Origin of the sequence: Actinokineospora sp. PR83, from assembly GCF_021056305.1 — a bacterium.
GTDB lineage: Bacteria > Actinomycetota > Actinomycetes > Mycobacteriales > Pseudonocardiaceae > Actinokineospora > Actinokineospora spheciospongiae.
Window position 1 is genome coordinate 42,867 of record NZ_JAJCXD010000097.1, and the last position, 11,329, is coordinate 54,195.

An 11,329-nucleotide genomic window follows, 5' to 3' on the forward strand; every position below is an offset into this window, starting at 1 on the left:
AATTGTGTCGAGGTGAGCGTTCGCGCCGACCGGGTGGCGGTTCGGGGAGTGGAGCCGCTCACGGTGCTCAGCATTCCCCTGGCCTGCGGTTGGCGGCGGTTCATGAGCGCGGTCAAGGCATCCGGGCCGGAGGACGACCGGGTCGCGTGAGACGGGGGTCTCACGCGGCCCGGCACCCGCCGGTTCGCGGGCGGACGAATGGTCGCCGCCGCGGTGCGGTTCGCTAGTCTCGGGTACTCAGGTCGGGGCCTGGAACCACACACGCGAGGAGTACCTGGTCATCGAAGAGGGTCAGTTGGTCGCCGGTCGCTATCGGTTGCTCGAGACCATCGGCAGCGGCGCCATGGGAATCGTCTGGCGGGCCAAGGACGAACGGCTCGAGCGGGTCATCGCGATCAAGCAGCTTGTGGTGCGGCCCGGCCTGTCGCAGACGCAGACCGACGAGGCGCGCAGGCGGGCGATGCGGGAGGCGCGGATCGCCGCGCGGCTGCACCACCGCAACGCCATCGCCATGCTCGACGTGGCCGAGCACGACGGCGACCCGTGCCTGATCATGGAGTTCCTGCCGTCGCGCAGCCTGTCGGCGGTCATCGCCGAGCGCGGCACGCTGCCGCCGGAGCAGGTCGCCGCGATCGGGTCGCAGGTGGCGGCGGCGCTGGCCGCGGCGCACGCGGCCGGGATCGTGCACCGCGACGTCAAACCGGGCAACATCCTGCTTGACGACGCGGGCACGGTGAAGATCACCGACTTCGGCATCTCCCGGGCCATCGACGACGGCACGGTCACCGAGACCGGGATGCTCGCGGGCACCCCCGCCTACCTGGCCCCGGAGATCGCCCGCGGCCAGGACCCCAGCCGCGCCTCGGACGTGTTCTCCCTGGGTGCCACGCTCTACCACGCGATCGAGGGCACCCCGCCGTTCGGCCTGAACCCGAACGCGCTGGCCCTGCTGCACGCGGTGTCCTCCGGCAACATCCAGCACCCGCGCAACGCGGGTCCGCTCACCGACACGCTGATGGCGCTGCTCAGCGTGGACCCGGCGAACCGGCCGACGATGGAGCAGGCGGTGACCGCGCTGACGGTGCCCACCGCGCCGCTGCCCGCGCAGCCGCTGCCGCTCCCGGTGCCGTTCGCCGAGCAGCGCACGGTGCCCGCCCGGCCCGCCGCCGCGCCGCCGGTGCCGCCGCGGACCAGCTTCCTGCCCCCGCCCCGGCGGGAGCAGCCCGCTGCGGCCCCGGCCCCGCGCCCGCAGCCGGACCCCAAGCGCGGCGTCCTGCTCGGCGCGGTGCTCGTGGTGGTCGCGCTGGCCGCCGCGGTGGTGACCGTGATCGCCGCCAACTCGGGCAAACCGGACGCCACCCCGCCCGGGACGGTGACCAGCTTCGTGACCGTGCCGGGGCAGGCGCCCCCGCAGCAGCAGCAACCGCCGAGCACCACCACGTCGACCCCCGCACCCGCGGCGGGCGACGGCAAGGTGTCCGACTTCAGCTCCGCGGGCAAGCTGGTGATCGACTTCTACGGCGACGGCTCCGCCGCCGAGCACTGGGCCATGCTGGGCCCGAACGCCCGCGCCGTGTTCGGCGACGAGGCGGCGTTCGCCCGGTACTGGGAGGGTTTCCGGTCGGTCAGCTCGCGCAACGCCAACGGCGTCACGGCGAACGCGAACGGCTCGGTCAACGTGCCGGTCGACGTGACCACCACGACGACCGCCGGGGCCGAGGAGGTCCGCAAGCGGCAGGTCGTGGTGATCTCCAGCGGGGGCAGGCTGCTGATCGACTCCGACCCGCGCTGACCGGCCGGTCCACCCCGGACTGTGATTGCGGTAACCCCGATCGGGTGGCAGCGTGGGGGTCCGGGTCCACTGCCCGGGGTCGAGGAGGACCGCAATGCCCGTGATGCCGGTGACGGATTCGGTGTTCCTGCTCGGCGAGACACGGGAGCACCCACTGCACGTGGGCGGCCTCCAGGTGTTCCGGCTGCCGGACGGCGCGGGCCCCGACCACGTCGGTGAACTGCACCGGGAACTGCTCACCCACACCGACATCAGCCCACTGTTCCGGCGCAGGCCCCGCGGCCCGATCGGCACCCTCGGGCAGTGGGTGTGGTCCGACGACCACCAGCTCGACCTGGAGTACCACGTCCGGCTGTCGGCGCTGCCCACCCCGGGCCGGGTGCGCGAGCTGCTGGAGCTGGTGTCCCGGCTGCACGGCTCCCTGCTCGACCGTCACCGCCCGCTGTGGGAGTGTCACCTGATCGAGGGCCTGGAGGACAACCGGTACGCGGTCTACACCAAGGCCCACCACGCCCTCCTCGACGGCGTCTCCGCCCTGCGCCTGCTGGAGCGCTCGCTGTCCACCGACCCGGCGGACACCGGCGTCCGCCCACCGTGGTCCCCGCGCCAGGGCACCGGCGCGGCCGAGCGGCCGAAGCGGACCACCCCGACCCCGTTCGCGGGCCTCGCCTCGGCCGCGGGCGTCGTCCGCGACGTCGTCGGCCTCGGCCCGGCGGTGGTGAAGTACGTCAACCAGGCGTTCCGCGAGCAGTCGGCGACCCTGCCGCACGAGACCCCCAAGACGATGTTCAACGTGCCGATCACCGGCGCCCGCCGCTTCGCCGCCCAGGGCTGGCCCCTGGCCCGCGTCCGCGCGGTCGGCGCCGCCGCGGGCGCCACGGTGAACGACGTGACGCTGGCGATGTGCGCGGGCGCGCTGCGCGAGTACCTGCTGGAACTCGACGCCCTGCCCGACAAGCCCCTGGTCGCCGCCGTCCCCATCTCCCTGCGCGAGGGCACGGCCGTGGGCGGCAACGCCGTCGGCCTCATCCTCTGCACCCTGGCCACCGACCTCGACGACCCGGTCGACCGCCTCACCGCCATCGCCGAGTCGATGCGCCGGGGCAAGGCGTTCTACCAGGGGATGTCCCCGCTGCAGATCACGGCCCTGAGCGCCATCCCGTTCGCCCCGCTGGCCCTGTCCCTGGTCCCCGGCGCGGTCAGGATCACCCCACCGGCGTTCAACCTGCTGATCTCCAACGTGCCCGGCCCGTCCACCCCGCTGTACTGGAACGGCGCCAGGATGGAGGGCGTCTACCCCGTCTCGGTCCCGTACGAGGGCCAAGCCCTCAACATCACGGTGACCAGCTACGCGGGCAGCCTGGAGTTCGGCCTCACCGGGTGCAGGCGCAGCGTCCCCCGCCTGCAACGCCTGCTGACGTTCCTGGAGGACAGCCTGGCCACCATGGAGAAGGAACTCCTCTGAGCGGGTTCGGAGCGGGAACGAAGCCCGCTCCCCGCCCACCGGGCACCACGCCTACCGCTCCCACGCCGGCCAGGCGATCCCACACCGGCACCCTCGACCACCGCCTGCGCACCCGAGACCGGACGGCCCGCCCTGCCGATCCACCCTACCGGCCCACCCTGCCAGCCCACCCTGCCAGCCCGCCCTGCCGATCCGCCCTGCCGATCCGCACCGGCACCGGTTCCCCGTCCAGCACCCACTGCCTCGCCTGATCACCACCTGGAACCCCGACGCACCCACCTGCCACCGGTCCGCCGAACGCGCCCCGGGCCAACCGGAGTCACCCCCGCTCCCACCAGCAGGCCCCAGCTCCCACTGGCCCTTCGCCCACGCCGCCTTGCAGTTCCCCCAGTCCCTTGCACACACCGGCCCCCGCCCGCGCCGCCTTTCAGGCTCCCAGCCCATTGCGCACACCGGCTCTCAGCTCACACCAGTTCCGAGCGACCTCCCGCCCACGCCAGTTCCCACCAACCCCCGAACACCACACCCACCCCGCACCCCGGCAACAGCAACCGAAGCACCGACCGCTCCCCCGCAGCCCCAACCCCAAGCCGCACACCCCACCGCAAAAACCAAGCACACACGCCGCTTTCCCTCGCGCGCGCGTAGCCATCCACAACCCCCACCCTCCCTGGGGATTGGCGGCCCTGGGGCCATTCTACCGGGGTGGGAGGGCGGGAGCGGTGGTGTCGATCTTGCCTGTGGACAACTCGTGTCGCCCGGGCGGGTGGTTCCTGGGTCAGCCGCTCTTGCGGCGGTGCTGGCGCTTGGCGCCCGCGCGGCCGTGGGCGTCGTGGACCTTGGAGTTGCCGGTGGCGTTGTCCTGGCCTGCCTGGGACCTCGCCTGCTTGCGCTCCAGGGCTTCGCGGAACTTGCTCTTGAGGTCCTGGGGCTCGGCCGTCTCGTCGGTGGCGGGCGGCTCGGGCTGGTCGGGCATGAAGGACCTCCAACGGGGGGCGAACGGACAGTCGAGCCTGGCACGGGTGCCCCGGCCGGGTCGACTCGGTTTCGAGGTTACCGCGCTTCGGACCTGGCCCTGAGCCCCTCGGCCTCCAGCGCAAGGTAGCGGTCGGTGAGACCGGCGGTGAGGCGGCCGAGGACGGCGCCGAGCGGGCCCTCCTGGCGCAGCGACAGCCGCACGAGCGAGCCCCCGGAGCCGTCGGCCGCCGCGCCGACGTGGTGGGTGGCGGTGGTGCGCAGGCCGGGGGCGGTCCAGGTCCACGACTCGCCGTCGGCCAGGTCGGTCACCACCCAGACCGCGGCGGGCAGGCGCGGCTGCTTGATCCGGACCCGGTGGCCGAGCGCGAGCGGGCCGGGGTCGAGCGGGTGGACCGAGGTGACCGAGGCGGTCCAGTCCGGCCACCGGGCGACGTCGGTGTAGACCGACCAGACCGCGGCGGGCGGGGCGGACGTGGCGATCGACGTGCCGAACTGCATCGGCCCAGGGTAGCGGCGAAGATCGCTCCCACTACCCTTCCCGGCGGAGGAAGAACGGTGAACCTGCTGGACCACATCGCGTCCGTGGCGGCACTGACCGGCCGCGCGGACCACGACCCGCGCGCGCTCGCGGCCGACGAGCACCTTCGCTTCGAGTGGTACCGGGCCGCCGACCCGGTGGACGAGCGGGCGTTCCTGGAACTGGTGCTGCTCGACCCCGACCGGGAGATGGCGACCGCCGCGGTGGTGGCCAGGATCGACGAGCGCGGCCGGGCCCGCGGCGACTTCCACGCCTGGGCGGCCCGGGTCGGTCCCGCCGTCGAGCACGTGGACTTCCTCCGCTGCAGGCTCGCCGAGTGGCGGCTGCTGCGCGACGCGCTGGCGGGCAGGCCGGTGCAGGCGACGGCGGTGCTGGCGGCGAGCGACTGGGCGCAGCGGCGGTTGGCGGCCGAGGTCGACGGGGACCTGCTGGCGCTGCTGGCTGTGCACGGCCGCACCCGCCGGGTCCGGGCGCTCACCCGGGTGCCGCGCCCGGTGCGCAGGCCGCGGGAACCGGACAGCGGGTACTGAACCGGGCGCGCATGACGGTCGACACGCCGCCGGGACTGGACCGGGCCGCCGCGGTCGCGGTCTACTCGGATCCCGCACGGGTGTAGGGAGTTCGATGTCGTACCTGGGGACCACCGGCGAGCACAGCGCGCGCTTCCGGCCGGTGGACGAGACGATCGTGTTGGACCGGCCCACCACCTCGGCGCACTTCGTGGCGCCGGGTTCGGTGACCGACGGGCAGTTCGGCCTGTTCCGCTGGGACATGGCGCCCGCTTCCGGCGGCCCGGCGCGGCACTTCCACAAGACGTTCTCGGAGTCGTTCTACGTCATCGACGGCACCGTCCGCCTCGACGACGGCGAGCGCACCGTGGACGCGACGGCGGGCGACTTCCTGTACGTGCCGATGGGCGGCATCCACGCCTTCGCGAACGTCTCCGACGAGCCCGCGTCGATGCTGATCCTGTTCGCCCCCGGCCCGCCGCGCGAGCAGTACTTCCTGGAGCTGGCGGAGATCGCCGAGTCCGGGCGCGAACTCAGCGCCGAGGAGTGGACCGAGTTCTACGCCAGGCACGACCAGTACATGGTCTGAGCGGCTCAGCCGGGCAGCTCGTACTCCAGCTCGAAGAAGTGCTCCTTGTCCGGGGTGATGGTGATGGTGGCGGTGCCGCGCAGGCCCGCCAGCTCACCGGTCCCGGAGCCGGGCACGACGAAGTAGCGCGAGCTGAGCTGCCCGCGGTCCTGGCTGGAGCTGTGCGAGAGCACGAAGGTGCCCTGGCGCCCGTGCACGGTGCCCTCGAAGAACTCGATGCCGACGTAGGTGGCGGACTTCTCCTCGAACGTCTGCGCCATGATCATCTCGGTCCAGCCGCGGCCGGTGATGTCGCCGCCGTCGAACTTGCGCGAGGACTTCCCGTGCAGCAGCTTCGCGCCGTCGGTCACCCGGTACGGCTGGTCCGCCTCTTCCCAGACGTCGAGGTCGAACTGGCTCTTCGCGGTCGGCACGGCGACTCCTCCTGGCTCGGGTGGACCACACCCTAGCGCCGCACCGGGGCGGGCGGGCCGCTCAAAGTTGAGCGGCGGCGGCGGGTCGGCCCGGCGCAGCATCGGCGGGTCCGAAGTGCCCGACCCCCCGGAGGGCCCGCGATGCCCGTTCCGCAGCCGCCCGCCCGGCCCGCCCGGCCGCGCCGCACCGAGGCGGCCGGGGTGGTGATCGGCGCGGACGAGGCGCACGTGTGGGTGCTCGACCCGCAGACCCTGGCCCTGTCGGACCTGGTGTCGGCCTGCCACGACCTGATCTCCGACGACGAGCGGGCCAGGGTGCGCCGCCGCCGGTTCGACCGCGACCGGCACACCGCGCTGGCCGCGCACGCGCTGGCCAGGACCGCGCTGAGCTGGTGCTCCCCCGAAGTTCACCCGGACGAGTGGCGGTTCGCCCGCACCGAGCACGACCGCCCGGAGGTGGTCGACCCGCCGTCACCGCTGCGGTTCAACGTGTCGCACACCGACCGGCTGATCGCCTGCGTGGTGACCCGCGACATCGCCTGCGGGGTGGACGTGGAGGTCGCCGACCGGGACACCGACGTGGCGCTGCTGGCCCGCGGCACCTGCACCCCGGCCGAGTCCGCCGCGCTGCGCGGGCTGCCCGAGGGCGAGCGGCCGGGCCGGTTCTTCCGGTACTGGACGCTCAAGGAGGCCTACAGCAAGGCCCGCGGCCTGGGCATGTCGGTGCCGTTCGAGCGCTACGGCTTCGACTGGGACACCGGCCCGATCCGGGTCAGCACCCCGGAGGACGACGACCCGGCGCACTGGCAGTTCGCCCAGTGGCCGGTGACCGACCGGCACATCCTCGCGGTCGCGCTGCGCACCGGCCCGGCGCCGGACCTGCGCATCATCCGCCACCCCACCCCGACCGGGCGCGACGGCGCGGGCGGCCCCGGGGTCTTCGCGCGTTGGAGGTTCGAGAACCATGGCTGACACCGTCCTGATCACCGGATCGGCCGTCCTGCTCGGCGCGCACCTGGCCGCGCGCAGGCTGGCCGCCTCCGACGACTACGTGATCTTCGCCCCGTGGGGCACCGACCAGCCCGGCCGCGCGGACCTGACCGCCGCCGTGCGCCGGGTGCTGCGCGCCTCGACCGGCGCCGGGCCGGGCCCGGCCGTGGACATCGGGCGGATGCGCTGCCTGCCGTACGGGGAGGGCCTGGCCCGGGCCCTGCCGGAGGGCTGGGAGACCGCGGAGGTGTGGTGCGTCACCGGGACGCCGAAGGTGTCCGGGGCGCAGTTGGCGGCGGCCGACCTGGTCGGTACCCGGCGGCTGCTGGAGGAGCTGGGGCCGCTGGGGGTGCGGCGGCTGAACTACGTGGGGTCCGGGTACGCGGCGGGCCTCGACGCCGGGCACGTCCCCGAGGAACCGTGGGCGGTCGACGACGGCCTGGGCGACCCGGTCACCGAGCAGTACACGGCGCTGGAGCGCGAGGTCGTCGGCGCCTGCGCCGCGGCCGGGGTGGAGCACCGCGCGTTCCGCACCGGGCTGGTGGTGGGCGAGGACCTGGGGCTGGCGGGGTTCGTGCGCGAGGGCGCGGTGCCGCTGTTCGCCGCGGTGCACGACCTGGTGCGGGAGGTGCGGGAGCGGCTGCCGGAGTACTTCGAGCACCAGCCGCTGCGCTGGTTCGCGCCGGGCGGCGGCTCGCTGGGGCTGATCGAGGTGGGGGCCGCGGCCGACGCCCTGCTGTGCCTGGCGCGCAACGAACCCGCAGGCGGGGTGCACAACGCGCTGGCGCCGTCGAACCTGGCCGTGGAGAAGCTCGTCGACCAGGTCGGCGAGGCCTACGACATCCCGATCACCGCCGTGGCCGACCGGGCCGACCTGACCGCGGTGGACCGGCTGTTCGAGGCGCGGCTGGGGGCGTTCGCGGAGTTCTTCACCGCCCGCACCACGTTCCGGCCCACCGCGCGCTGCGGCCCGGAGTCGGCGGTGACCCCGGAGCTGCTGCGCTCGCTGCGCCGCGCCCAGGACCTGGCGGCGCGCGCGGGTGCCCGGCACGTCGCGGAGACGCGGATGGGCGCGCGGCGGCGGACGATCGACGTGCACGGGCAGCCGCTGACCTACGAGGTGTGCGGCGGCGACGGCCCGGTGCTGGTGGTCCTCAACGCGCTCGGCCAGGGCCCCGGCTTCTGGTACCGGCTGGTGGACCGGCTCGCCGACCGCTACCGGGTCGTCCTGTGGGAGCCGCGGGGCACCGACTCGCCGGTGTCGGTGGTGCTGGGCGACCAGGTGAACGACCTGGCGGAGGTGCTGCGGCACGAGGGCGTCGAGGAGTGCGACCTGCTCGGCTGGTGCACCGGCCCGAAGGTGGCCGTCGAGTTCGCCCGCCGCAGGCCAGGGGCGGTGCGGTCGATGGTGCTGCTCAACGGCTCGTTCCGGGCCACCGGGCGCGTCGGCGACCCGGACACCCCGTACGAGCGCAACCTGGAGGCGCTGTGCCGGATGGTCGGCGGGCAGCCGCAGCTCGCGCGGTCGATGCTGCGGGTGTTCGGGATGCGCGAGGAGTTCGACCCGTCCGCCGACCCGCACGAGCTGGCCGCGCAGGTCCTGGGCCTGCCGAACACCACCCTGGCCGAGGAGCTGCGCCACCCGTTCCGCTCACCGGAGGCGCTGGTCGACTACGCCCGCCAGCTACTGGACTTCTGGGCGCACGACTCGCTGGCCGACGCCGAGTCGGTCCGCACGCCGATGCTGTTCGTCGGCTCGGAGCTGGACACGGTGGCCTCGCCGGAGCGGTTCGAGCAGTCCGCCGCGGCCTTCCCCAACGCCAGGCACGTGCGGATCGACGGCGCCACGCACTACGTGATGCACGACCGCCCCGACCTGGTGGCCACGATCGTCGACGGGTTCCTGCGCGGGCACGAGCGGCCGCTGGACCGCGCGGGCGGCGTGCACTGGGCGGGTTCACCCGCGCTGGTGGGCGAGCGGTCCTGAACCCCGCGGGGCCTCAGTCGATCGGGTTGTGCCTGGCCAGGAAGTCGTCGACGTGCCGCCACGTGGTGGCCCGGGCGGCGCGTCCGGCCAGCACGCCCAGGTGCCCGCCGGGGCAGGTGTGGAAGGTGACCTCCGGGGCCGCGTCGAGCACGTCCACCAGGTGCCGGACCGCCCGCGCGGGGGCGATGGCGTCGCTGTCCCCGGCGATCACCAGCACCGGCACCGACACCTCGCGCAGCGCGATGCGGCGGCCACCGAGGTCCAGTTCACCGCCCGCGAGGTCGTTCGCCCGGAAGAAGCGGTGGTAGATCTGACCGAAGGTGCGACCGGGGTAGGCGATCATGTTGTCGGTGAACCGGTCCACCGCCTCCAACTGCGCCAGGAAGTCCGCGTCGTCGAGGTTGCGCAGGATCGCGTACGGCTTGGTGACCACCTTGTCGATGGCCGAGATCTGGAACGCCTTCTTCACCAGCGCCCGCGGCGCCCCGCCCAGCAGCCGGTAGGCGGGGGTGAGGATCCAGCCGTTGGTCAGGTCCGCCAGCGGCTTGATCGGGGCGACCAGCGGGATGGCTGTCATGTCGATCGGCGCGGCGATCGTGGTCAGCGAGGCGATCGGCAGGTCGTGCCGGTCGGCGGCGGTGAGCAGGGACAGGATGCCGCCCAGGCACCAGGCCACCAGGTGCACCGGCCGCCCGCCCGCGTCCCGGCTGACCGCCTCGATCGAGCGCGGCAGCACGTCGTCGACCCAGTGCTCCAGGCCCAGGCCGCGGTCGGCGAAGCTCACCTGCCCGTAGTCCACCAGGTACACCGACCTGCCCTGGTCCACCAGGTGTTCGGCCAGGCTGCACCCGCGGCGCAGGTCGAAGCACAGCGCCGGGGCGGCCAGCGGCGGCACCAGCAGCACCGGGTCACCGGCCCCCGCCGGGGTGAAGCGGTGCACCGCGCGGGTCCGCCCGCGGTCGACCAGGGCGCGCGGCACCGGCCGGAGGTCGGCCAACCCGCCCCGGAACACCTTCGCCACCACGTTCGCGGTGGCCGAGGACACCCAATCAGGTGCCGCTGCCAGTCCCGACGCCACTGCCGCTCCCCACGCTCGGTTCACCGACTAGTATCCACGCGGGCGGAGGGTCACCGGGGAGGTACGTTGTGTCAGGTCCGGCGGTGGACCCAGACCGGCCCAACGCCGCCCGGGTGTACGACTACCTGCTCGGCGGCGCCTGCAACTTCGAACCCGACCGCCGCTTCGCCGAGCGGATCGTCGCGGCCATGCCCGAGGCCCGCTCCGCCGCCAGGGAGAACCGGGACTTCCTGCGCCGCGCGGTCCGGTACTTCCGGGCCCGGGGCATCACCCAGTTCCTGGACCTCGGCTCGGGCATCCCCACCGTGGGCAACGTGCACGAGGCCGTCCCGGACGCGCGGGTGCTGTACGTGGACGTCGACCCGATCGCGGTCGCGCACAGCGAGGTCGAACTGGCGGGCTGCCCCCGGGCCGAGGTGGTCCTCGCCGACATGCTCGACCCGGACACCGTCCTCGACTCCGCGGCGGCGGGCAGGCTGCTCGACCTGGAGCAGCCGATCGCGGTGCTGATGGTGTCGGTGCTGCACTTCGTCCCCGACCCGATGCCCGCCATCCGCCGCTACGTCGAGGCAATGGCCCCCGGCAGCCACCTGGCCATCACCCACGGCACCCGCGACGCCCGCCACCCCAACAACGACAGCGCCGCCCGCCTCTACGACGAAACCGGCAGCACCAGCGTCTCCCGCGACCGAGCCCAGGTCGAAGCCCTGATCGACGGCCTGGACCTGGTCGAGCCGGGCGTGGTGTGGACCCCCCAGTGGCACCCGGACACCGCCCCCGGCGACAGCGACCCGCGCGAGTCACTCATCTACGCGGTGGTCGGCCGCCGCCGATGAGACCCCTGCGCGACGAGTCGGAACTGACCGCCCTGTGCTCCCACAGGCCGGACGCGGAGGCCTGGCGCCGGATGATCACCCACGGCCTCGGCACCGGCCTCAACCGCCTGGAGTGGTGCTGGCTGGCGGAGGAGGCCGGGCAGGTCACCGCCGC

12 protein-coding genes are annotated in these 11,329 nt (G+C 73.9%); 8 read left to right on the forward strand and 4 right to left on the reverse strand.

The genetic code is table 11. From position 1 onward, the window contains the following. Positions 1-12 precede the first annotated feature (12 nt). The 3 genes from L6E12_RS29440 (at position 13) to L6E12_RS29450 (ending at position 3,257) form a co-directional block, all read left to right on the forward strand. Positions 13-150 carry a hypothetical protein gene (locus L6E12_RS29440; protein ID WP_236231187.1) on the forward strand — a complete coding sequence of 46 codons (138 nt, stop codon included), beginning with the start codon at positions 13-15 and terminating at the stop codon, positions 148-150. A 166-nt stretch (positions 151-316) separates the two neighbouring features. Then, on the forward strand, positions 317-1,792 hold the full coding sequence (locus tag L6E12_RS29445; RefSeq protein WP_255683553.1) for a serine/threonine-protein kinase: 1,476 nt from the start codon (positions 317-319) through the stop codon (positions 1,790-1,792). 94 nt (positions 1,793-1,886) lie between these two features. Further along, positions 1,887-3,257, forward strand: coding sequence for a wax ester/triacylglycerol synthase family O-acyltransferase (locus L6E12_RS29450; RefSeq protein WP_236231188.1), 1,371 nt, complete (start codon positions 1,887-1,889; stop codon positions 3,255-3,257). 778 nt (positions 3,258-4,035) lie between these two features. Here the strand turns inward: L6E12_RS29450 and L6E12_RS29455 are convergent. Continuing rightward, the gene (locus L6E12_RS29455) at positions 4,036-4,233 is read right to left on the reverse strand and encodes a DUF5302 domain-containing protein (protein WP_236231189.1); all 198 of its coding nucleotides are present in this window, start codon (positions 4,231-4,233) and stop codon (positions 4,036-4,038) included. A gap of 77 nt (positions 4,234-4,310) precedes the next feature. Next, entirely contained in the window at positions 4,311-4,733 is a 423-nt protein-coding gene (locus tag L6E12_RS29460) for an SRPBCC family protein (RefSeq protein ID WP_236231190.1), read from the reverse strand. Between the two features lie 57 nt (positions 4,734-4,790). Here L6E12_RS29460 and L6E12_RS29465 point away from each other — a divergent pair, with 57 nt between their 5' ends. Then, a complete protein-coding gene (locus L6E12_RS29465; protein WP_236231191.1) occupies positions 4,791-5,303 on the forward strand; it encodes a hypothetical protein in 513 nt (170 codons plus the stop codon). Between the two features lie 94 nt (positions 5,304-5,397). Next, entirely contained in the window at positions 5,398-5,871 is a 474-nt protein-coding gene (locus L6E12_RS29470) for a cupin domain-containing protein (RefSeq protein WP_236231192.1), read from the forward strand. Positions 5,872-5,876: 5 nt separating this feature from the next. Here the strand turns inward: L6E12_RS29470 and L6E12_RS29475 are convergent, their stop codons facing one another. Continuing rightward, on the reverse strand, positions 5,877-6,284 hold the full coding sequence (locus L6E12_RS29475; protein WP_236231193.1) for a DUF3224 domain-containing protein: 408 nt from the start codon (positions 6,282-6,284) through the stop codon (positions 5,877-5,879). Between the two features lie 141 nt (positions 6,285-6,425). Here L6E12_RS29475 and L6E12_RS29480 point away from each other — a divergent pair, with 141 nt between their 5' ends. Both L6E12_RS29480 and L6E12_RS35185 read left to right on the forward strand, forming a co-directional pair. Next, positions 6,426-7,256: a 4'-phosphopantetheinyl transferase superfamily protein gene (locus tag L6E12_RS29480; RefSeq protein ID WP_236231194.1), complete on the forward strand. Its 831-nt coding sequence runs from the start codon at positions 6,426-6,428 to the stop codon at positions 7,254-7,256. Continuing rightward, a complete protein-coding gene (locus L6E12_RS35185; protein WP_304523927.1) occupies positions 7,249-9,261 on the forward strand; it encodes an alpha/beta fold hydrolase in 2,013 nt (670 codons plus the stop codon). Before L6E12_RS29480 ends, L6E12_RS35185 begins: the two co-directional genes overlap by 8 nt. A gap of 13 nt (positions 9,262-9,274) precedes the next feature. Here the strand turns inward: L6E12_RS35185 and L6E12_RS29490 are convergent, their stop codons facing one another. Further along, positions 9,275-10,327 (reverse strand): alpha/beta fold hydrolase, encoded by a 1,053-nt coding sequence (locus L6E12_RS29490; RefSeq protein ID WP_240013842.1) that lies wholly within the window; start codon positions 10,325-10,327, stop codon positions 9,275-9,277. Between the two features lie 95 nt (positions 10,328-10,422). On the opposite strand from L6E12_RS29490, the gene L6E12_RS29495 reads away from it, so the two are divergent. Further along, the gene (locus L6E12_RS29495; protein WP_236231196.1) at positions 10,423-11,175 is read left to right on the forward strand and encodes an SAM-dependent methyltransferase; all 753 of its coding nucleotides are present in this window, start codon (positions 10,423-10,425) and stop codon (positions 11,173-11,175) included. Positions 11,176-11,329 lie beyond the last annotated feature (154 nt).